Origin of the sequence: Sporolactobacillus sp. THM19-2, assembly GCF_004153195.1 — a bacterium.
In the GTDB taxonomy this organism is placed as follows: domain Bacteria; phylum Bacillota; class Bacilli; order Bacillales; family Sporolactobacillaceae; genus Sporolactobacillus.
Genome location: NZ_SEMC01000004.1, coordinates 133,026 through 155,522, shown reverse-complemented (window position 1 = coordinate 155,522; position 22,497 = coordinate 133,026). Strand labels below are relative to the sequence as shown.

General features: G+C 44.7%; 22 protein-coding genes. 6 read left to right on the top strand and 16 right to left on the bottom strand.

Annotated features, from left to right (window positions below; all coding sequences use genetic code 11):
* Nucleotides 1-155: 155 nt before the first annotated feature.
* Nucleotides 156-491: a hypothetical protein gene (locus tag EWH91_RS05375; RefSeq protein WP_129929000.1), complete on the bottom strand. Its 336-nt coding sequence runs from the start codon at nt 489-491 to the stop codon at nt 156-158.
* A 237-nt stretch (nt 492-728) separates the two neighbouring features.
* Here EWH91_RS05375 and EWH91_RS14975 point away from each other — a divergent pair, with 237 nt between their 5' ends.
* Complete coding sequence (locus EWH91_RS14975; protein WP_129928999.1) at nt 729-911, top strand: glycosyl hydrolase family 65 domain-containing protein; 183 nt, start codon at nt 729-731, stop codon at nt 909-911.
* 104 nt (nt 912-1,015) lie between these two features.
* On the opposite strand, the gene htpG is transcribed toward EWH91_RS14975, so the two are convergent.
* From htpG to EWH91_RS05340, 6 genes are all read right to left on the bottom strand, one after another.
* Nucleotides 1,016-2,899 carry a molecular chaperone HtpG gene (htpG, locus tag EWH91_RS05365; protein ID WP_129928998.1) on the bottom strand — a complete coding sequence of 628 codons (1,884 nt, stop codon included), beginning with the start codon at nt 2,897-2,899 and terminating at the stop codon, nt 1,016-1,018.
* A gap of 330 nt (nt 2,900-3,229) precedes the next feature.
* On the bottom strand, nt 3,230-3,601 hold the full coding sequence (dhaM, locus tag EWH91_RS05360) for a dihydroxyacetone kinase phosphoryl donor subunit DhaM (protein WP_165364247.1): 372 nt from the start codon (nt 3,599-3,601) through the stop codon (nt 3,230-3,232).
* Entirely contained in the window at nt 3,598-4,182 is a 585-nt protein-coding gene (dhaL, locus tag EWH91_RS05355) for a dihydroxyacetone kinase subunit DhaL (RefSeq protein ID WP_129928996.1), read from the bottom strand. Before dhaL ends, dhaM begins: the two co-directional genes overlap by 4 nt.
* Before the next feature lie 14 nt (nt 4,183-4,196).
* Nucleotides 4,197-5,186, bottom strand: coding sequence for a dihydroxyacetone kinase subunit DhaK (gene dhaK, locus EWH91_RS05350; protein ID WP_129928995.1), 990 nt, complete (start codon nt 5,184-5,186; stop codon nt 4,197-4,199).
* Nucleotides 5,187-5,418: 232 nt separating this feature from the next.
* A complete protein-coding gene (locus EWH91_RS05345; RefSeq protein ID WP_129928994.1) occupies nt 5,419-6,588 on the bottom strand; it encodes an aminotransferase in 1,170 nt (389 codons plus the stop codon).
* Nucleotides 6,588-7,088: an Lrp/AsnC family transcriptional regulator gene (locus tag EWH91_RS05340; RefSeq protein WP_129929084.1), complete on the bottom strand. Its 501-nt coding sequence runs from the start codon at nt 7,086-7,088 to the stop codon at nt 6,588-6,590. The genes EWH91_RS05345 and EWH91_RS05340 overlap by 1 nt, the downstream gene beginning before the upstream one ends.
* Before the next feature lie 201 nt (nt 7,089-7,289).
* On the opposite strand from EWH91_RS05340, the gene EWH91_RS05335 reads away from it, so the two are divergent.
* A complete protein-coding gene (locus EWH91_RS05335; RefSeq protein ID WP_129928993.1) occupies nt 7,290-8,465 on the top strand; it encodes a glycosyltransferase family 4 protein in 1,176 nt (391 codons plus the stop codon).
* Nucleotides 8,466-8,671: 206 nt separating this feature from the next.
* Here EWH91_RS05335 and EWH91_RS05330 read toward each other — a convergent pair whose 3' ends face one another.
* From EWH91_RS05330 to EWH91_RS05320, 3 genes are read right to left on the bottom strand one after another with little or no spacing between them, the layout of a single operon-like run.
* Nucleotides 8,672-9,115 (bottom strand): hypothetical protein, encoded by a 444-nt coding sequence (locus EWH91_RS05330; protein WP_129928992.1) that lies wholly within the window; start codon nt 9,113-9,115, stop codon nt 8,672-8,674.
* Complete coding sequence (locus EWH91_RS05325; protein WP_129928991.1) at nt 9,115-10,185, bottom strand: CotS family spore coat protein; 1,071 nt, start codon at nt 10,183-10,185, stop codon at nt 9,115-9,117. Before EWH91_RS05325 ends, EWH91_RS05330 begins: the two co-directional genes overlap by 1 nt.
* A gap of 32 nt (nt 10,186-10,217) precedes the next feature.
* Nucleotides 10,218-11,348: a glycosyltransferase family 4 protein gene (locus EWH91_RS05320; protein WP_129928990.1), complete on the bottom strand. Its 1,131-nt coding sequence runs from the start codon at nt 11,346-11,348 to the stop codon at nt 10,218-10,220.
* 395 nt (nt 11,349-11,743) lie between these two features.
* Between EWH91_RS05320 and EWH91_RS05315 the strand changes: the two genes are divergently transcribed.
* From EWH91_RS05315 to EWH91_RS05305, 3 genes are all read left to right on the top strand, one after another.
* Nucleotides 11,744-12,742, top strand: coding sequence for a spore coat kinase CotI (locus tag EWH91_RS05315; RefSeq protein WP_206184293.1), 999 nt, complete (start codon nt 11,744-11,746; stop codon nt 12,740-12,742).
* A gap of 164 nt (nt 12,743-12,906) precedes the next feature.
* A complete protein-coding gene (gene gpmA, locus EWH91_RS05310) occupies nt 12,907-13,614 on the top strand; it encodes a 2,3-diphosphoglycerate-dependent phosphoglycerate mutase (protein WP_129928989.1) in 708 nt (235 codons plus the stop codon).
* A 160-nt stretch (nt 13,615-13,774) separates the two neighbouring features.
* Nucleotides 13,775-14,074, top strand: a complete 300-nt coding sequence (locus EWH91_RS05305; protein ID WP_129928988.1) for a hypothetical protein — start codon at nt 13,775-13,777, stop codon at nt 14,072-14,074.
* A gap of 35 nt (nt 14,075-14,109) precedes the next feature.
* On the opposite strand, the gene EWH91_RS05300 is transcribed toward EWH91_RS05305, so the two are convergent.
* The 6 genes from EWH91_RS05300 to EWH91_RS05275 all read right to left on the bottom strand — a co-directional run bounded on the left by EWH91_RS05300 (nt 14,110) and on the right by EWH91_RS05275 (nt 20,897).
* Nucleotides 14,110-15,387 (bottom strand): hypothetical protein, encoded by a 1,278-nt coding sequence (locus tag EWH91_RS05300; RefSeq protein WP_129928987.1) that lies wholly within the window; start codon nt 15,385-15,387, stop codon nt 14,110-14,112.
* A gap of 372 nt (nt 15,388-15,759) precedes the next feature.
* Entirely contained in the window at nt 15,760-16,485 is a 726-nt protein-coding gene (locus EWH91_RS05295; protein WP_129928986.1) for an ABC transporter ATP-binding protein, read from the bottom strand.
* The gene (locus tag EWH91_RS05290) at nt 16,478-17,254 is read right to left on the bottom strand and encodes an ABC transporter ATP-binding protein (protein WP_129928985.1); all 777 of its coding nucleotides are present in this window, start codon (nt 17,252-17,254) and stop codon (nt 16,478-16,480) included. The genes EWH91_RS05295 and EWH91_RS05290 overlap by 8 nt, the downstream gene beginning before the upstream one ends.
* Nucleotides 17,251-18,567: a branched-chain amino acid ABC transporter permease gene (locus EWH91_RS05285; protein WP_129928984.1), complete on the bottom strand. Its 1,317-nt coding sequence runs from the start codon at nt 18,565-18,567 to the stop codon at nt 17,251-17,253. The genes EWH91_RS05290 and EWH91_RS05285 overlap by 4 nt, the downstream gene beginning before the upstream one ends.
* Before the next feature lie 9 nt (nt 18,568-18,576).
* Nucleotides 18,577-19,569, bottom strand: coding sequence for a branched-chain amino acid ABC transporter permease (locus EWH91_RS05280; RefSeq protein WP_129928983.1), 993 nt, complete (start codon nt 19,567-19,569; stop codon nt 18,577-18,579).
* 146 nt (nt 19,570-19,715) lie between these two features.
* Nucleotides 19,716-20,897 (bottom strand): branched-chain amino acid ABC transporter substrate-binding protein, encoded by a 1,182-nt coding sequence (locus tag EWH91_RS05275; protein WP_129928982.1) that lies wholly within the window; start codon nt 20,895-20,897, stop codon nt 19,716-19,718.
* 645 nt (nt 20,898-21,542) lie between these two features.
* On the opposite strand from EWH91_RS05275, the gene metA reads away from it, so the two are divergent.
* Nucleotides 21,543-22,451, top strand: a complete 909-nt coding sequence (gene metA / locus EWH91_RS05270; protein ID WP_129928981.1) for a homoserine O-acetyltransferase MetA — start codon at nt 21,543-21,545, stop codon at nt 22,449-22,451.
* Nucleotides 22,452-22,497: the final 46 nt, after the last annotated feature.

The following is a 22,497-nucleotide window of genomic DNA, read 5'->3' as shown; positions in this document are numbered from 1 at the left end:
ACCATCTGTACAGAGACATCGACAAATCTTGGATTCCCCATCGATCATGAGTAAACGATTCTGTTTCTGAAACATCTCCATCGTTTTTTTTTGCCGGACTGTCTTTCTCTAACATTATCCCGGCATTTTTGTTTTGAGGTCATGTTCGATTCCATTCAGAATGCGTTCCAGCCCGAGGTCAAAATCGTCCCTGATATCTCCGGACTTTCTGCCTGTTCATCCGTATAGGCGTCTGAGGCGACAACGTCGTGAAGATATGGAAATTTCTCGACGGTGACCAGATTTTTAAGAACATCGGCGTAGTCTCCGCCGCTGAATGTCTCCGGCACCTCTCTGGATTGAGCAGTAAGTATGAAGTCACACTGGAGAATGCCACAGGGGCGTGCATAACTGCTCAGCAACAACAAAATAGACATTTTTCCGTACGCTTGAGTTATCGGTTCAGATCGCACTTCTACGTCAAATCTGGATGTATCCTGTGTCAGTTCCATCCGATTATCTGTTCCCTGCACGTGGATCATCCGGATCAGGGAAGCAGCGTGAAGACCTCCATCACCCTTCTGTTAAATGAGCCGGTGACTGCTGTGAAAAGAACCATTTATACCGTCTCAACCTAAACGGACAGAACGTCAATCTCCATTAGAAGATTGACGTTCTGTCTTTCTCCGAACTTCTGAAGGAGAGAAAGCGTTTTCTTAATGCCTTCTGGTCGATCTCTGATGTGATGATTGACCGGAATCAGGATCACAGAAAAAGGTCTCTCGCTCAGACCATCTATCCCCTTAAAATGGAATAACTATTCCTTTCATATTGTGTTTCAGGGTAAAACGCTGCGATTTAAGCTTGCACAAGACCTGGGGCAATGTCAACTTAAGCGTTCAGGTTATTTGGAACTGATCCTGAATAATTAAAAAAAAGGGTCTCCTCTGGAGAGACGGTCACTTTTCAGGTCAATATGTAAAAAAAATCTGCGGTTCCAAAAGGGATCGCAGATTTGTTCACGTTGATGAGAAGATCAATCCATCAGTTTACAAATATCGTTAGCAAAGGTCACCGGATCCTGAACATGCAATCCTTCGATGATCATCGCCTGATTGTACAGAAGATTGGTGTACAGATTTACTTTCTTATCGTCATTAAGATCAAAAGCTGCCTTAAGCGCTTTGAATACATCGTGATGGGTATTTATTTCAAGAATCTTATCCGCCTTAATGTGCTCATTGTTTGGCATCTGATTAAGCACTTTTTCCATTTCGATGGAAACGTCACCTTCAGTAGCAAAGCAGACAGGGTGGGTTTTCAGACGTTTCGACGCCCGAACCCCCTTGACTTTATCAGACAGGATATTCTTCATCTTATCAAAAAGTTCTTTATTTGCCTTGTCTTCAGCCTTACTTTCCTGCTTTTCCTCGTCGCTTTCAAGTCCGAGGTCGTTGCTCGATACGGATTTAAATTCTTTCTCTTTATAAGTTCTAAGCATTTTTATCGTGAACTCATCAACATCATCTGTGAAGTAAAGGATTTCATATCCCTTATCAGTGACGAGTTCAGTCTGAGGCAGCTTGTCAATCTTTTCATTTGATTCCCCGACCGCATAATAAATATACTTCTGATCATCAGGCATTCGGGTCACGTATTCATCCAGTGTGACCATTTTCTTTTCCTTCGACGAGTAGAACAGAAGCAGATCCTGCAGCTCATCTTTATGTGAGCCATAATCCATATAAGCTCCGTACTTCAGCTGACGTCCGAATGATTTAAAGAATTTCTCATAAGTCTCCCGGTCGTCCCTGAGCATTTTTTCAAGCTCTTTCTGAATTTTGTGCTTAATATTCTTTGCAATGACCTGCAACTGGCGGTCCTGCTGTAGCATTTCCCTCGAAATATTAAGAGAGATATCCTCAGAGTCTACGACACCCTTGACGAAGCTATAATAATCGGGCAAAAGATCGGCACATTTTTCCATGATCAGTACGCCATTAGAGTACAACTCCAGCCCTTTCTCATATTCCTTTGAATAATAATTAAATGGAATGTTCTCTGGTATATAGAGAATAGCATGATAGCGAATCGTACCATCTACCTGGATATTGATATATTTCAGTGGTTTATCATAACCATAGTGTCTTTCCTGATAGAAGTTTTCGTAATCTTCCTTTTTCAGATCCTTCTTCGGTTTACGCCAGATCGGTACCATACTGTTAATCGTCTGGTCCTCTTTGACTTCTTCAAATTCTTTGTCATTATCTTTCTTCGGCTTGCTTTCTGTAACGATCATCCTGATCGGATAACGGATATAATCTGAATACTTCTTAATGATAGACTTCAGCCGATATTCATCCAGAAAATCATCGTACTTGTCGTCTTCGGTATTATCCTTCAGTTTCAGAATAACATCGGTACCTACTGAATCTCTTTCAGCCGGATCAATTGTATAGCCGTCTGCCCCTTCTGACTCCCATTTGTACGCCTGATCGCTGCCGAGCGCTTTGGAAATAACTGTCACCTTGGCAGCAACCATGAAAGCCGAATAGAAACCGACACCAAACTGGCCAATGATGTCATGACCGTCTTTTGATTCATTTTCATGTTTGAAATGAAACGAACCACTCTGAGCAATTGTCCCCAGATTATTTTCCAGTTCTTCTTCGGTCATCCCGATGCCCGTATCGGAAATGGTCAGCGTCCGATTATCCTTGTCTGGTGTGACACGGATATAATAGTCATCTTTATCAAAGCTGAGTGAATCATCGGTCAGTGCTTTGTAATAAATCTTGTCAATGGCATCACTGCTGTTGGACAGGATTTCTCTCAGAAAAATTTCTTTCTGTGAGTAGATTGAATGAATCATCATATCCAGAAGCTTTTTCGATTCCGCCTTAAATTCTTTCGTCGGCATGACGTTCTCTCCTTTTTACAACAATATCTATGTAAAAACACAGATGTCCGTTCAGTTAAATTAGCACTCATTACGATGGAGTGCTAATACCTATTTTTATATATCATTCTTCAGTTTTTGTCAAATCAGAATCCTGTTCCAGCGCAGTGTAATCGTTTACGCTGGTAAAATTTCACCTGTCAATGACAGATAAAGGCAGGCGCCAGGCTGAACAGGAAGTTTTATCCGGAAGAAATCGGTCAAACCAGGGAGCTCATCTCATTTGCGCATAAAAAAGGAAAGGTACGTGAACTCTTGGCTTCATATACCCTTCTCTGCCGCATCCGGCACTTATTTTATCTTCAAAGGGGCCAGCTGTTTCCTGATTTCTTCAATCGGTACCCCGGCTTGCAGCAGTGCCGTAGCGGTATAAGCACTTTCGATGAATGCGGTATCGAACATCTCGATTGATTTATCTGATGTTTCTTTAACCATTTCCAAATTCATTTTGGAACTGCCCATATCATAAAAAGCGAGGACTTTATCGGCTTTATTCGCTTCAACGGCAGCCTGAATTTTGTCAAAACTGCTTCCGATTCCACCATCTTCAGTTCCGCCGGCTGAAGTAACGGATACATCAGAGGCAACTTCTTTCAACAGAGTTGTCAGTCCCAACGCAATTTTATCCACATGCGAACAAAGCAGCACACCGTATTCATTCATAATAAGCCGCCTTCAAGCATTGTCTCAAACAAATAGCCACTGGACACGGATCCAGGATCCAGGTGGCCGATGGAACGATCACCGAGATAGGAAGCTCTTCCTTTTTTCGCTTTCATTGGTTTTGTCGACTGCACTGCCTGATTGATGGTGTCAACCGTTAACTTACCGCTTTTCAGTGCTTCAGCTACCGGAAGCCAGACATCAACCATGGTTTTATCGCCGGGTTTGGCTTTCCCGCGATGCTGAATACTCGATGCACCGGCACGAACCAGTTCTGCCGGATCTGTTTCATCGCCTGCAGCGATTTTCGCCATACCGATAAACGCGGAACCGTAAAGTGGCCCGGATGCGCCGCCAATTTTACTGAGCAGGCTCATCGCAGCGGTTTTCAGGACCTCCTGAACGGTTTTGAATGCTTTACCGTTCAGTGCTTCTTTCATCGCGGCTGCTCCCCGGGCCATGTTTGTCCCATGGTCTCCATCACCAATTGCCTGATCCAGTTCGCTTAAATAATCCTTGTGATCTGCAATCCGGTCACTGAATAGATTTAACCACTTTATTGTATTTTCAACTGTAATCATACCCATTGCTCCTTTTACCAGGCTGTTGTCTCAACCGGTGCCTTAAGCCAATCGAGCCACTTTGAATCCTGCAGATGAAATAATGTCAGAGAAAGCCCCGCCATCTCCAGCGACGTCATATAGTTGCCGATCTTGCGAAACGGCAGCTCAAGCTGATCCGCCTGCAGCAACTTTGCTACATCATTTGCAAACACATATTGCTCCATCAGTGGGGTTGCGCCCAGTCCGTTTACCAAAATACCGTACGGGTCGCCGGCCTTCCACTGGAATGCTTTACGAAGATGGTCGATCAGTTCTCTGGCAATGGCTGCCGACGGTTTGATTTTCTCCCTGTGGTAACCTGGTTCGCCGTGTATGCCGACACCGTATTCCATCTCATCCTCAGCGAGTATGAAGCCGGGTTTGCCTGATTCCGGAACTGTTCCGGCCGATAAAGCGACACCGATCGTTTTGATCGAATCAACTACCTTTTCACCAAGTTCTTTCAATGCCTCAAGCGAAAGACCGGATTCTGCTGCTGCCCCCAGCAGTTTGTGCACAAGAACTGTACCTGCCACACCGCGCTTTCCAGCCGTATAGGTACTGTCCTCAACGGCAATATCGTCGTCAACTACAAGATGATCAACTTTGATTCCATCCATTGCCGCAAGTTCTTCAGCCATTTCAAAATTCATCACATCGCCGGAGTAATTTTTGATAATTAACAGGACACCTGCTCCCTGGTTCGACTGTTTAATTGCTTCGACGATCTGATCCGGCGCCGGTGACGTGAAGACAGGCCCGCACACGGCTGCGGCCAGCATGCCGGAGCCGACATACCCGGCATGGGTCGGTTCATGGCCGCTGCCGCCACCACTGACCAATGCCACTTTGCCGGGAGATTTCTTTTTCCGGATCACAATATTTGTTTCAGGGATCCGCCGAATCAGATCCGTGCTGCCGAAGACCAGTCCGTCAATCATCTCGTCAACGATATTTTCCGGTTTATTCATGATCTTTTTCATCACCTGTACGCTCCCTTCGGACAATTCCTTCTTACGTTTTCATCATAATTCGTAAGCGTTTACTTGTCCATCCTGTTGTAAAGAAACAAGAGGAGACAGCCTGTCAGATCAGACCTCTTCTCGTTTCTTCGATCGTCGCATGATACCCGACTCAAGAGTGAAAGATCCGGATTTATTATGATCAGGTTCGTCATAATGTATACATACATTAATCCATCTGCAATCGGAGGCGTTACCAGATACTCTCTACAAATCGTTTGATTCGAGTCATCGCTTCCTGAAGCTGTGCCATTGAGGTTGCGTAGCTGCAACGCACATAGCCTTCGCCGCAGTCTCCGAAGGCATTACCGGGTACAACAACAACTTTTTCTGTTTGCAGGAGACGCTTCGCAAATACCTCTGAGCTAAGTCCGGTCGACGCTACTGACGGGAAGGTATAAAAAGCCCCTTCCGGCTTTGGACAGTCAAGTCCTATTTCGTTCAGCGACTCTACGATATAATTGCGGCGCTGCCGGTAGCTTTTCCGCATCTCGTTAACTTCCTTACGTCCACTCTTCAGACCTTCCAGAGCGGCATACTGAGCCATAGTCGATGCGCACATGATGGTATACTGGTGGATCTTCAGCATGCCTTCCGCAATGTCTTTCGGAGCACAGACAAACCCAATTCGCCATCCAGTCATGGCCAGATCTTTGGAGAAACCACTGACCAGAATAGTTCGTTCCCGCATATCATCCAGAGCAGCGAAGCTTGTGTAAAGTTCGTCATAGACCAGTTCCGCATATATTTCATCAGACAGAATCAGCAGGTCATGCTTCCTGGCCACCGCTGCAATTCGTTCCATCTCATCCTTGTTCAGCATGGCCCCTGTCGGGTTGTTTGGCGAACAGATCATGATCGCTTTTGTCCGCTCCGTACAGGCAGCCTCGAGCTGCGAGGCCGTCACTTTGAACTGGTTTTCTTTTTTTGCCTCGACAGTGACCGGCACGCCGCCCGCCAGTGTGACAAGCGGCGCATAAGAAACAAAACAGGGTTCGACAACGAGAACCTCATCGCCCGGGTCGAGAATCGCCCGCAGTGAGATGTCAATAGCTTCACTCGCGCCGACTGTCACGATGATCTCCGAATCCGGATGATAGGTCACGCAGAAATAATTTTCAATATAACGGGCAATTTCTTCGCGCAGCGCAGGCAATCCTGCATTGGCTGTATAAGAAGTATAACCGTCTTCAAGTGATAAAATTGCCGCTTCCCGTACATTCCAGGGTGTGACAAAATCCGGCTCACCGACCCCGAGAGAGATCACCCCGGTCATTCCCGCCGTTGCATCAAAAAACTTGCGGATCCCCGACGGCTTGAGCGTTTGGACATGATGGGCCAGATAATTCGTCTTCAGTTCCATCACGGCGACACCACAATTCGATTATCTTTCTGATCCTGATCATATACGGTGCCGTCATGTTTGAATTTTTTCAGCACGAAATGGGTGGTGGTTGAGATGACGCCCTCTATAGTTGATAATTTCTGTGTGACAAAATGAGCCACTTCATTAACGGAATGCCCTTCAACGACCACGGACAGGTCATAGGTGCCGGACATCAGATAAACTGATTTGACTTCACTGTGACGGTAGATGCGCTCAGCCACTTTATTAAACCCGACATCGCGTTTTGGCGTGACCTTGACATCAATCATTGCCGTTACGCCCTGATGGCCGTCAATTTTCCCCCAGTCGACAAGCGTAACGTACCTGACAATGACTTTCTGCTCTTCCAGTTTTTTTATTATTTCACGTGTTTGTTCCAGACTGAGATCAGTCATTTTGGCTACTTCTTCATTGGACAAGCGGGCATCCTTCTCTAATATTTCAGCAATTTCAATTTCTGTTGCAGTCAGTTTCATCATATCGCTCCCTTCTGCTTCCTCTTCATTATTCGTATACTCATTATATTACTTCAGGACCCTTATGAAAACGTCATTTTTTTCTGGGATCCACTTCAGACAACTTTCTCGACAGACCGGCAGGCATATGATATTTCAGGCAATGACCCAGGAGGCATTTGTCCTGGGTCATCATTCCGGTTCATTTCGAGGTGAAAAGTGATGAGACTGGCATACATTTGTACGGAAAAACTTCCGTTACCTGCAATCAGAGGCGGTGCGATACAGATGATGATCGATGGAGTGGCGTCTGATCTGGCGGCTGAACATCAGCTGACAATCTTCTCCGTCACAGATCCCGCCTTATCGGACCGTGAAGTAAAAAATCATATTTGTTACGTCCGCCTGCCTCAAGAAGCTTATTCGGATCACGTGGCAAAAGAAATCACACAACACACATTTGATGTGATTCATGTATTCAATCGTCCGAAAGACGTGATTAAGTATAAAAAAGCCTGCCCGCAATCCCGTTTCGTCCTGAGTCTGCATAACGAAATGTTTCATCCTGATAAAATATCGGATTTCGAAGGCCGGCAGGCGATTGATTCAGTGAACCGCTTAATGACAGTCAGTCGTTACATTAAGGACTCTGTCATTCGCCGTTTTCCGCAGGCCGGCAAAAAAACGGATGTTGTTTATTCCGGCGCTGATTTAAATCGCTACTACCCTGTCTGGACGATCAAGGGAAGAACGGTTCGTTCAAACACGCGTGCCAGACTGGGCATAAAAGATAAGAAAGTCATCCTTTTTGTCGGCAGACTGAGTCCGTCTAAAGGCCCGCATATGCTGATCCAGGCCATGAAATATCTTCTTGACGACCATCCAGATGCTGTGCTCGTCATTGCGGGAGGGAAATGGTTCAGCGATAACGGGAGCAACCCTTATGTGAATTTTCTCTATCAGCTGGCTGAACCGATTCGTACACAGGTGATATTTACAAAATATGTCCCCTCTGACCAAATCCCCGACCTCTTTCCTGCTGCGGATCTCTTCGTCTGCAGTTCCCAGTGGCAGGAACCCCTGGCCAGGGTCCATTATGAGGCGATGGCAGCCGGGGTACCGGTAGTGACTACCGATCGCGGGGGGAATACTGAGGTAGTGAAGCAACATGTAAACGGCCTGGTTCTGGAAAAATATGATCGGGTGGGATCTTTCGTTCAGGCCATCGACTATCTGTTATCTAATCCCTTTACTGCTTCCCGTCTGGGTCGAAATGGTCGCTTATTTGTTGAGGCTAATCATGATTTCAGCCATGTTGCGGACCGCCTCCTGCGTCTGTACAACGGCGTGATCCGCAGGGATTCGGTCTATCTGTCTGCCTCTGATTTTCGCTATTAGGAAGGGCAAACCGGTTTAGTAAAGCCACTAAGTTTCACTTAATTATCCGTCTCTCTCTGAAGTATAAAAAAGCGGATGCTCTCCGCTTTTCTTTACTTTAAGGGGGTATGAAATTTTTGTGGGAAAAAGGTTCAGTAAAGCTAAGCCTCCGGTCCCGGGAAAAGCGAGTATATAGAGCGAAAAGCAACATCTTACAGAACAAAGCGTTAAGAATAAAAAGTGGTAAGCTGATCGGCCATCCACGGTTTAGCAGGTGGATTCCCAGTCAGAATAAGATCTTGATAGATTGACTCTTTCTCAGACGTGTCGTGACCATCAGACTCCCTTACCGGTTCCTGCTTCGGTTGTCCTGTCGTTTTCTTCTGTTTAACGTCTACAGGTTTGATGTCCTCCCGTTGTACTTCAGAGGGCGTATTTTCTATGTCTCGGACTACTGGCAGTTCTATTTGATATTCAACGGACGAAGCCAGTTCCGTCAGTGCATCCTGAGGAATGAGCGGAGGTAAAAATGGATCGGAAACGTCAGGCTCTTCTGAATGATTAAGTAATTTCTCATAGTCCTGAGCACTCCAGCCCATGGAGCCAGGTGGAGAAAATCGATACGTTTCCAGATCAACTTTTGGAATTTTAAAAGGATCCTGTTCAGCCATTATGATACACCACCTTTAACCCTGCTGATCAGCTGATCAAAATCTGTCAGAAATGCTTGTTTGGATTGTTCAACCGCGATAATGTTGCGCAGATACATCAAATATTTTTCATCGCCCCAGGATTTCTTTTGTTCAAGATAGTATTTATGGGCAAGCCCGCAAAACAAATGTGGAAATTTCAGATCTGTAAGCAGGACCTGATAATACTCTTTTTTTAATGGAAAGACCTGATCATAGGCCTGCAGCATATCGTAAGCCAGATCCCGATCCCACACAGAAAGCTTTTTCATCACTTTATTCATCAGAATTCGCAGATCACGGGCAGGAAGATCGATCGTGATTGAATGAAGATCTTTCATAAAAACCTGATTGTCTTTCATAATCATGCGTGCCATGGTAAAATCCTGCTGACAAAACATCCCTGATTCCATGGTCTCACGGGTCCAATCTGAGAAAGCCGGCTGATCAAGCTCTTTCAGTGCTTCTTTACCCCTTTTTAACATTTGATCCGCATGTTCAATAAAGAGTTGGGAGAAAGGGTCATTGGCATCAGCAGCCATTGCCAGTTTCATATTGCTTTCAAGTTCTTGAATTTTCCATTGATAAAGCTTTTTCCATTTACCGATCCGGGTTCTCCTCTTACTCCCTTTTACCGGGCTGTATCCGACAGATGCTTTGTGGAAAGCCCCGATAAAAGCCATCGTTTTCATGATCTCTTCGCGTTCGTAATACTGAACGCCTTTCCCCTCATTTGCTTCTGTCATGAGATAAATATGGTTGCCTCCGGACAGACAAAGCCCTCCGTTCCGGGTCGGAATCAATTTGGCAATGGGGAAACCTTTTTGCTGCAGATACCAGTGAGCACCGGCAATAAACAGCATTCTTTTCGGATTGATCGTCTCAAGTCTTAGAAACATATTGCCTTTATCGGTTTCAATCAGCCATTTTGACCGGCCACCTCTTGAGGGCAGCAGAGTTATTTTCCCTGGTTCTACCGGATAATGCTGAAGCACACCTAATAAGTCTTTATGATTTTGTTCTATACGTTTTTTATATTGTTCATCAATCACATCAGCACCTCATTTTCAGGTCATTTTTTCAACTAAACCCCTTCGTAAACACGAACCAGATTCCCGGCGACGGTTTCCCAGCCAAATCTTTCTTCGGCTATCCTTCTGCCCTGCTCCCCGATACTTTTACGCCTCTCATCTTCATCGAGTAACTCATTGATCCGCGTTGCGTATTGCAGAGGGTCTGAAAAATGAGTAATTACCCGTCCGTTCTCACCGTCACGGATCACTTCAGCATTACCGCCTCGATCTGTAGTAATAATCGGGAGGCCGGCTGCCATGGCTTCATAATGCACTCGTGCAAGTGGTTCCTGCCACTGTGAGCAGCAGACAAAAATATCAGACATCGTGTAAAAGCCGGGTATATCCCGGGGCGTGACAAATTTAATAAAGGTCACATGATCGATATGCATCGCACCCAGGGTATAGAGATGCCTGACGTAATTGTTCACCTGATCATCACCAAACCATTTGGAACCGACGAAGACCAGCATTGCATCCGGATGTCTTTTTGTGATTTCCGGGATGGCCTGAAGAAGGATATGTGGTCCCTTGACCTTGCTCAGTCTTCCGACAAACAGGATGATCTTTCTCCCCTCAAGTCCCGCCCGCTTCCTCATGTTCTCACGAATTTTCCTGCCTTCTTCGGTCCAGGCCGGATGGTACGCGTCAAGATCCACTCCGGAATATACAGTTATTGCTTTTTCCTCAGCTTCCGGGAATCGATCAGTTATCGACTTCCGAATAAAATCACTGACAGTCACGACGGCCGACACATCGCTGATACACTGTTTCCCCTGTTCCTGAGTCAGTTTTCCCTTAGAAAACATTTCATTATGGACACTAAGTACGATCTTGCTCACAGGAGCCGCCTGTTTCACCTGTGCAACCCAGGCCGGCCGGTTGCACAGGTGAATGATATCAAATGAGCTTTCCTTCACCAGATCAACCAGCGCGTTCAGATAATTTGATGCGGGAAAACGAACATAATGGATACCGTTGATTGTTTCCTCATCAGGGAGGTCGGGATCCTGTATGGAAATCATTGTGACCTCATGATTTTTCGCTATAATCTCGGCAGAAGACTGCAGATAGATTTGTATGGCTCCGCCCCGAATTGCAGGAACAGGTAATTTTTCCGTGGCAATCATGGCAATTTTCATCAAACTCCCCCTTGCTCCGGTCTTTGGGTTTTATCCTCACAAGTCATGATACGGAAAGGCGTCTGTTCTTGTGCGACTTCCCCGGGTTCACGGGGAAAAAGGGCTGTTTCACCAGTCTATTCACCCATTTATCTATATGACAGACCAATGAATGGCAGATGTGGCGTGGTCACCATAAGCTGAAAGTATATGGAAGCGGAAATGGAGGACGTCCGATGAACGAACCACGGCTTACTTTTAAACACATCGAACTGAAAAGCATGGATCTTACTGTAATGTCCGAAGGTAACACAAAGGAAAAAGCAACTGCAGTCAGAAAGCAAACAGAACCTGCAGGCGTTGAAAAAAAAGGAGAAACAGCGGAGGAAAAGAAAGAAGAAAATCTCGATCCGGTTATGGTTGAGAAACTGATCAGACTGGCTTCTTCCATCCTGAAATACTGGGATATATCAGTCAGTCAGATCGAACTGATTCAGGGCGGACAGATGGCACTCGTCTGGAAAATCATGACCGATCGCGGTCCCCTCTGTCTGAAACGGATTCATCGACCGGAAAAAAAGGCTCTATTCTCCATTTATGCACAGGATTATCTGGCCAAAAAAGGCTCACGTGTTCCCGGCATTATTCCAAATAAGCGCGGACACCTATATACCAGACAAGGACCTTTTTTATTTGTGGTGTACAACTGGATTGTCGGAAGGCCATTTGATTTAACGGTATCTGAAGATCTTGCCTGGATCATGAGGGGGCTTGCACAATATCACGTCGACTCAGAAGGATATATTCCACCGGAAAGCATTCCGGTGTTTTCCAAACTCGGACAATGGCCGAACCATTACATTAAGCGATGCCAGCAGATGGAATCCTGGAAGAAGATTGCTGCTGAACTGCCAGATGATCCCTTCTCTCAATTGTACTTATCAGAAATCGACCATCATATTGCTTTCGGGCGTCAAACGCTAAATAAGCTTCTGGATTCAGGTTATACAGAATGGGTTACTGAAAGTCTGGAAAACCCGCGCCTGTGCCATCAGGACTATGGAACAGGAAACACACTTTTATCAGACCAGGAGACATGGATCATTGATCTGGATACGACAACCTTTGACCTGCCCATCCGCGATTTACGAAAGACAATCATTCCGCTGATGGGGGATCAGGGTGAATGGAATGATGACCTGTTCAGCAGGATGATTGATTCTTATGAGAAGGTAACAAAGCTTACTGAAGCGCAAAAAAAGATTATGTTCACCGATATGCTTTTCCCTTATGAACTTTACGAAACAGCGAATGAAAAATTCGGCAGAAAAAATGATCTTCCGGCAGATGAACTGGAGAAGGCATTAACTTATGAAGAACGAAAAGGGAAAGAAATAGTTAAACGAATGAATTAAGAAGTCAGGGAAGCCGCAGGGGCTTCTTTTTTATACTCCGGAGAGTAATTTTATTTCATCATGACCTCAATCATTGGAAATTATCTTTCAATGCAGTATACTGGAATGCATGAAATAACGTACAGTATGAAACGCATGATATGAGAAATACTGGGGGTCATACAATGAAGCTCGTGATTGTCAGACATGGTGAAAGTAAATATAATAAATTAAACCTTTTTTCCGGATGGGAAGATGTTCCGCTTACTGACCATGGCATTGATGAAGCCAAAACCGCAGGCAGGCTGATCAGTGAAACAGATATCCCTTTCGATGTTGTTTTTACCTCCGTCCTTAAACGCGCGATCCAATCGATGAACTATATCTTAAATGAAATGGACCAGAACTGGCTGCCCGTTTATAAAACGTGGCGGTTAAACGAACGCAGCTATGGCGCTCTGCAACGGTTGAATAAAGCGGAAACGGCAGATCGTATGGGTAAGGAAAAGGTCAGTCACTGGAGAAAGGGCTATGATGCTTTGCCGCCGCTTCTCAGCATGGATGATCCACGTCATCCGGTACATGACAGAAGATATGCCGAAGTTGATCCGCGTTTTCTGCCCGCCGGAGAAAGTTTAAAGACGACTCTTTATCGGGTACTCCCCTTCTGGACAGATCATATCGCACCACATCTGATCGCCGGAGAAAATGTGCTGATTGTCTCTCATCGAAATACACTGCGCGCGCTGGTTAAATACATTGAAAAGATATCAGATAAAGACATCGTCCATGTTGATGTCCCCACCGGCGTTCCCGTCATGTATGATTTTGACCGTAATCTGAATATTATTGTGAAAAAAGAACTCAGTGGAGCACCATCAGTCAGTGAATAACCAGATCAGGTTGATTCACTTTGTATGCAATAGGCCGTTAGTCCTGGCTGATTGATACGTAATGGCTATATTCTGATGAAAAATTCATGCTGTTTTCCTCTTTTCCGGATGTTCCAGAGTATTATAATAGGGATAACAAACAGATAAGAGGCTGAATAACATGCAACTTCCACTTGTCCATTCAGTAATAACAACCGGATACACCCTGAAAAACACCTACAGTCAACTTCATGCTTTGCGTCAGGAGAAGCTCGCACTGCTCAGCAGTCTGGATCAGCTGACCACCTCAGATCATTTATCTCTCTCAGAACGTGACACCATTTTTCGAACTCATATGCGCCTTAAAATGATTAGCAGCCAGATTGCTGAACTTCAGGATGAATCAGGTTCAAATACGGCACCAGGAGATCAGATAACAATCAGCAAACAGGCTCTGGAAACCTATTATAAGAGTAAATAAGTGAGGTCTGATTTTTTCGACCTCACTTATTGATATTATTCAGGTAAATAACTGATCATGCGATGAACAAAGTGATCCAGCCACTTGTAATCTTCGCTGGTTCCATGGAAATTTGTACTGAACGTCATTTCTTTCCGGAATGTTGTGATGGCAACCTGAAAGTAAGGTGCATATTTGATTGATCCCGATATACTGGCATCCACTGATCTCACATCACCGAAAACCAGCTTCGAATCATCCAGAACACCGATATTGGTCATGCCATTTTTAGGTATGTTGTAAATTTCAGGAAATCGTTCTTTCGCCTGATGCAGAGGCAGTGTCTGATAGGCATTCTCAAGCTCCCAGTATACCCTCAGGGGTTCAAGGTTCCCCTTTTGAATGGACATCACCTGCTTAACTTCAGACAGTGCCTTATCAAATGATTCACCGGCACGGGAGGGTACGGCACAGACGATATTAGATGTCAGATTACAGAGGCCGGGCTGATAGTCCTTTGGCAGAAAAGCGCGGAGATTAACCGGACAGTCCACCACGATCATATCTGTTCTCAGATCCTGGGACAGTGCACAGATATATGCGGCAAAAAGCGCGTCATTAATGGTTGCCCCCTCTGACTTTGCAAAACTTTTTATTTTATCGAAACGGTCTGCGGAGACCTTGTGCGTCATAATGAAGGGTGTTCTCTCATCCCCCTGAAGTGGCAAATAATCCTTTTCGGTCTGAGGATAATTTTGAAGTTCTGCATGCTTTATCTGATTCATCTGTGATGCACTCATCTGATCAAATACCTGCCTGATACTCCGCCTTGCCGGATCAGGAAGGTTTTTTATTTCTTCATCCGGTTTTTCGACAAGTCTGTTGTAACAATCACAGAGTAAATACAGATAATCCCGAATGCCTCCACCATCACAAATCATGTGATTCAAAACAATCGCCAATGCGTCTGTTGCCTCTCCCCTGACAATCGTCAGTCTCATCTGTGGTCCCTTTTTTTCATCCGGTTTGATGATCAGATGTTGATAAACTGTTGTTTTTACATGATCTGTCCGGACAAGTTGAACCATATCATCGGCTGTCCATCCTGCCGGGATCCAATAAGCCTTTTCGGGGGTTTCGACAAAACGGCAGCCAAGCAGAGGAACAGCATCCATTGTCACATCAACCGCTTTTTTCAGAAGGTCCTCATCAATGTGCGCGTCAAGATGAATGACGGCATGGAGATAATGATCATTTCTTTTTTTCTGTCCTGAAATATAGTGTTTGATATCCGCACTTTCAGCAGGATAGATTTGTCGGCTTAATGTGGTCATGTCATCCACTCCTTCAATTCGTCAGGACCATTTTTACGACCCTTTGGAAATTACAGTTTTCTGAAAGCCCGCCTTTCTGCATATTCACTGCAGGAGGGGCAGATATAAATCGTCTCGCCCTGATCGTTCATGTACTTTCTCATTCCCGGAACTGTTCGATGGCAAAGTGCACATTTTTTTCGAAAAGGGAAAAAGCGTCCACCTGTTAATCTGCTCAGCCATCCCATTTTTCAATCAGATCCTTTAAAAGTAAGATATCCATATTATACGTGGCACGCCTTTGGTCGACAAATAAAACGTGTTATGAATAAGAGGAAAGCCTGTTATTTCAGGCTTTCCTCTGTCTGTAAATCATTTTCTGCCTGAGTAAAATCAGGCCAGATAGGCTTCTCTGATCATATCATTCACCATCAGTTCTTTACCTCTGCCTTCCATGACGATCTGTCCGGTCTGGATCACGTATCCGCGATCAGCGATCTGCAGCGCCTGATAAGCATTCTGTTCGACCAGCAGGATGGTCATCCCTACTTCCTTCATATCGAGAATGATATTGAAAATCTGCTCAACGAAATTTGGTGACAGGCCCATTGACGGCTCATCAAGCATCAGAAGTTTTGGCTTCATCATCAGCGCACGTCCCATCGCCAGCATTTGCTGCTCGCCGCCGCTCATTGTTCCGCTCACCTGAGAAAGTCGTTCTTTCAGACGGGGAAAATAGCCAAAAACGGTTTCCATACGCTGAGCCACGATTTTTTTATCTTTGACTGAAAAAGCACCGACTTGCAGATTTTCTCTGACTGTAAGTCTTGGGAAAATTCTGCGCCCTTCCGGCACCTGGGCGATCCCCAGTAATGCCGTTTTATGTGGTTCATTTTTCGTAATGTCCTTCCCCTCGAAAAGGATTGATCCTTCCTTTGGTCTGACCTGTCCACTGATTGACTTCAATGTGGTTGATTTACCGGCGCCGTTACTCCCGATCAGAGTGACAATTTCCCCCTGTTCGATATGCAGATCAATCCCGTTTAGCGCTTTGATTTTACCGTAATAACTCTCGATTCCTCTGACATCCAAATAATGTGAAACGTTCAATTCAGCCATTTTTCACCGCTCCCGTACCCAGATATGCCTCAATCACTCTGTCATTTTTCCGAATGTCATCTGGTTTTCCTTCAGCAATCAACTGACCGTGATCCAGAACGTAAATATAATCGGATATTTCCATAACCAGTTTCATGTCATGTTCAATAAGGATGATCGTTAAATCGAGACGTTTACTCATATCATGGATCAGTTGAGTCAGTCTCTTTGTTTCTTTGGGGTTCATTCCGGCGGCCGGCTCATCCAATAAAAGTAATTTCGGTTTTGATGCAATGGCACGGGCGATTTCCAGACGCCTTTGCTGTCCATAGGCTAGGTTACTCGCATTTTCGTTTAACTGATCAGAAAGTCCGACATATTCAAGAAGTTTATAGGCTTTTACCTTTGCCAGCATTTCTTCCTTTCTGATATTTGGAAGCTGGAGGAGCGTCCCCACCCAGTGGGCCTTCAGGCGCTGATGCATACCGACGAGAACATTTTCAAGCACGGTCATGTCGTCAAAAAGCCGGATATTCTGAAAAGTTCGCGCAATACCAAAATGGGAGACTTTATGCGGTTTATACCCTACAATTGATTTTCCATCCAGCAGGATGTCACCACTTGTCGGTTTATACACACCTGTGACCATATTGAAAAATGTTGTTTTTCCTGCACCATTTGGTCCGATAACGGCTGTAATAGAATTTTTTTCGATATTCATCGAAATATGATCTGTCGCGGTCAGCCCGCCAAACTGTTTGGTGAGATCTTTAACTTCCATGATATTCATGTTTCGGCACCTCCGGGTTCTGCTTCTTCAGTACCAATAGATTTATCAGCCGGATTGCGACTGAGTGAGGGTTCTTTTTCAGCAAGTTTCTGGATTTTTTTCTGATCCACAGGACGGTTTTTATGCGGGATCAATCCCTGTGGACGATATAAAGCAAAAATAATCAGCAATAATCCGAAAATCAGAAGCTGCATCTTCGCCGGAGACAGAGCAGGCGGAATATTGATGATTCCGGAAGTACCAAGCTGTGTCAGCCAGTTTGATATTTCCGTCAGGACCTGTGTCCTCAGTATGATCACAATCGCGGCTCCCAGAATTACGCCGGGTACACTGCCCATACCACCGAGTACGACCATAACAAGAACCATGGTAGATTCGAGGTAAGTGAAACTGGTAGCATCGACAAACATTTGCTTGGCCGAGAAGACAACGCCCATCATCCCGGAAAAAGAGGCACCTATAGCGAAAGCAGCCAGTTTCGTTTTGACCAGAGGTATTCCACTGGACTGAGCAGCAATTTCGTTATCTCTCACCGCTTTCCATGCCCTGCCAAGTTTAGAATTTTCAAGCTTACGTACGGTGTAAATGACCACAAGAAAGATTCCCAGCACAATATAGTAAAACTGACTTGAAGTGCCAATGGAGATACCGAAAAAATTCGGTGGCGTAATCGAAGCGATTCCCATTGATCCATTTGTTATGTTCACTGGTTTATCCATATTGTTCAGCAAAATCCGGATAATCTCCCCAAATCCCAGCGTCACAATCGCCAGATAATCCCCCCGGACTCTCAGTACAGGGACGCCAAGCAGGATACCGAAAATGGCTGCAACGCATGCGCCGATGATAATAAACACCCAGAATGAGCCACCGGGGAGGGGATAATTCCCGAACGGCATGAACTGAGACGCCTGATCTGTGGCAAAGATGGCGTATGTATAAGCACCAACTGCGAAGAAGGCAATGAAGCCCAGATCAAGCAGCCCGGCGAAACCAACAACAATGTTCAGGCCGAGTGCCATAGCGACATAAATACCGACAAGTGTACCGACTTCCATGAAAGACTGGTAGGAATCCCCCTGACTTGCTGAAAACGGTACAAGGAAACCGATAATAATCAGCCCAATGATCCACTTCGTTCTGATCCCCAGTTTAAGATAATACAGAATAAGAATGGAAAACAGAAGGAGAAGAAATGCAATGACCGAATCTCTCAGAAGAATGAGACCGCCACTTGTTGCCAGAACATAAATAGCAAACAGAATGATCTGGCCCTTTTTGTTCTGAGCTAATTTACCAAGAAGTGCATTCATTTTTACCACCTACACTTTCTCGACGACGGCTTTACCAAACAAGCCTTCGGGTTTAAATATAAGGACAAGTATCAGAATGATGAATGCGAAAACATCTTTATATTCAGCACCCATCGCACCATTAGTGATGATGGAAAGGTTCGCAGCCGCAAACATTTCAAGTAATCCCAGGACAATGCCTCCAAGCATGGCACCCCTGATATTTCCAATACCTCCGAGTACTGCTGCTGTAAAGGCTTTTATGCCAAGAATAAAACCGATATAGGGGTCAATCGTTCCATACTGAATCATAAACAGGACCCCTGTCGCTCCTCCTAGGGCTGAGCCGATAAAAAATGTAACAGATATCACACGATTCACATTGATAGACATCAGAGATGCTGTATCTCTGTCCTGTGCCACCGCACGCATGGCCATACCCCATTTGGTTTTGTTGACAAACAGATCAAGAGATATCAGCATAATAAGGGTACAGATGACAACCAGGAGAAATGAACTCTGGAACGTTGCATTATTTAGAAATGGGATCACATTTTGAACAGGAAGCGTAAATTTATGATCAAACATAGGAGGTGTAGTCACAATATAGTTCCCGGTATTCAGTTCTGCAATAAAGCGTACAACATCTTCAAGAACAAAGGAAATACCAATTGATGTGATAAGCGCAATCAGTTTCGGTGCATTCTTCCTCCTGAGTGGCCTGTATGCAACCCGCTCAATTCCTACTCCGAGCATTCCTGTTGCAATCGCCGATATGACTATTACAATAGCGAAAACAACCAGCGCGGGTACTGAAGCGACAAATCCGATTCCTGTAAGCAGGAAGAGGATCACTGCACCAATAAAGGCACCGGTCATAAATACATCACCATGAGCAAAGTTAATCAGCTCCAGAATACCATAAACCATGGTGTAGCCTATTGCGACAACTGCATACACAACACCAAGAGTTAATCCATCAATAAGCACCTGAGGTAAATTTGCAATAATATGTGCAAACATCTTCTCACCACTTTCCCAATACAGTTATAAAAAATGATTTGCCGGAGCTGAAAATAACTCCATAAAATCCTAAAAGGGTATAGTTTAAAAGTCCCATACCCTTTTGGAATAAAGTCTATTTACATTCGTGTGTGCAAGAGTTGTTTTTACTGACCGATTTCAGCCTTCTGAACCGGTGGATATTTCTGTTCTTCAAAGTTATAAATATACACTTTAGCGTACTTGTTATCACCCTTCTCATCAAATGTAACTTTCGTCGTTACGCCGTCATAATTTTTGACACCGCGAATGGCTTTAGTAACATCTGCACGGGTAGGGAGTTTACCGTCATTCGCTTTAATCGCGTCCATCAGGCCCTGAAGGATAACAGCAGCAGAATCGTAACCGTATGCTGAGTAGGATTCAATATCCTTTTTAAATTTGTCCTTGTATTTCTCAGCAAATTTCTGGCCCTCATCTGTCTTTGTTACGTCTCCGGCAACAGAGGTCAGATAGACACCCTTAACGGCTTCACCGGCTATCTGAACGGTTGATGAAGAGTCCATACCGTCACCGCCCATAATCGGGATATCCAGTCCTTTTTCACGTGCCTGCTTGACAATCAGACCGCCTTCAGAATAGACACCACCGAAGTAAATCAGATCAGGTTTTTTGGATACAGCCTGCCCGATTACACCGTTAAAGTCCTTTTCACCAGGGGTAATACCTTCATAACCTACAATTTGGGCACCGAGCTTTTCAGCCTGTTTTCGGAATTCCTTTGCCAGTCCTGAACCATAAGCTGTCTTGTCCTGTATGACAAAGATCTTTTTAGCCTTCAGTGTATTTACCGCATAGTTTGCACCGGCAGGACCCTGAAAATCGTCACGGGCACAGATACGGTTTACAGTTTTCAGTTTACGGTCAGTAACGATCGTTGCTGTGGTTCCCGGGGAGACCATGGCCAGATTATTTTTTTCATAAACCTCAGAAGAAGGAATAGCCACACCGGAGTTCAGATGTCCGACAACGGCAAGAATCGATTTGTCGGATGTAATCAGCTGGGCATTGGCAACGCCCTTCTTAGGGTCTGCCTGGTCATCATATTGCGCCAGCTGAAGATCAAACCCCTTATCGGCGAATGCCTTCTTCTGATCATCAATGGCCAGCTGTGCACCATTCTTAATCGCTTCACCGAGCGTTGCACTCGGTCCTGAAAGAGGTGACTGTGATGCAATCTTAATAACTGTTTTTCCGGAGCTTCCGGAACCGGAACCGCCACAGGCAGAGAGCAGCCCGACAATTAGTGACAATACTGCCAAAAGTGGAATAATTCTCTTTAGTTTCATGTTGTCCCTCCTCTTTTTATAAAACATTAAATAATATTAATTATCTGATATTTCTATGTACATTCACCCCCTTAATAACCATCTGGTAAAGCCTCTTTTTATCTATGATTTCTAACAACTCTTAACAACCATAATAATTATTTATAGCCTCATAGTCATCATTTATGTTAGATATTCTGACATAGAATTTTCTGGATATTCTATCTTTAATCTGAATAATTTCAGAAAATCAATAAAAATAAAACTGTGTAACTGGCTGAATTCCTGGCCCCGGCTGAAATAAGGCGTAATCCGGCTGATATATCCGGGAGCCCCGCTGAATTATCCGGGGAATCGGCTGATAACTCGTGGCATTTGGCTGAATTCCACTCCCCGGCTGAAATAAAGTGCATACCGGCTGATTTATCCGAGATTCCCGCTGAATTATCCAGGGAGTCGGCTGATAACCAGTGGTAACTGGCTGAATTCCTGGCCACGGCTGATATAAGGTGCACACCGGTTGATATATTTCAGAATTCCCGCTGAATTATTTGAGGATAAACTTTGTTATTTTTATGATAGATTATTGATTATTGCTGGATACCCGAAAGCAAAAATAATATAATAAACATAATACCAAGTTAACCATGAGGAGAACTGATTATTGTGCCTATTAAAATCCCGAAGATGCTGCCGGCAAGAACAATCCTTGAAAATGAAAATATCTTTATCATGGATGAAGATCGTGCGGTTACTCAGGACATCCGTCCTTTAAATATACTGATCCTGAATTTAATGCCTGAAAAACAGCGTGAAGAAGCACAATTACTCAGACTTCTCGGTAATACGCCATTGCAGGTTAATATTACATTTATGCGGACGGCCACACACGAATCAAAACATACCAGCCATTTGCATCTTGATCAGTTTTACACGGTTTTCAGCAAAGTGAAGAACAGAAAATTTGATGGACTGATTATTACCGGAGCTCCCGTCGAAAAGCTGCCCTTTTCGGAAGTCGATTACTGGGATGAACTGAAAGAAATTATGGACTGGTCTGACACCCATGTCACATCTACCTTAAATATTTGCTGGGGTGCACAGGCCGCCCTTTATTATCATTATGGTATTCATAAGGTGCTTCTTCCCGAAAAACTGAGCGGTATTTACAGGCATACTGTAAATGACAGGTACGAAAAGCTGCTCCGCGGATTTGATCAGGTATACAATGCCCCTCACTCCCGTTATACCGGTCTGAATCTGTCTGACCTGAAGGCACATCCTGAAGTCAGAGTGCTTTCATCCTCTGAAGAAGCCGGTGCTTTAATTCTGATGGGAGACGGTGGCAGACAAATCATGATTACAGGGCATCTGGAATATGAGACGGACACGCTTGCAATGGAATATAAACGGGACCGGAAGAGAGGGCTGAATCCGAAATTGCCGCAACATTATTTTCCGAATGATGATCCATCCCGTCAACCGTTAAATACCTGGCGTGCCCACGCCCATCTCTTTTTCTCAAACTGGTTGAATTATTATGTCTATCAGACAACTCCTTATTTATGGGAATGAATTTATCACGTGACGCAAACGGCTCTCCGGTTTATTCCGGGGAGCC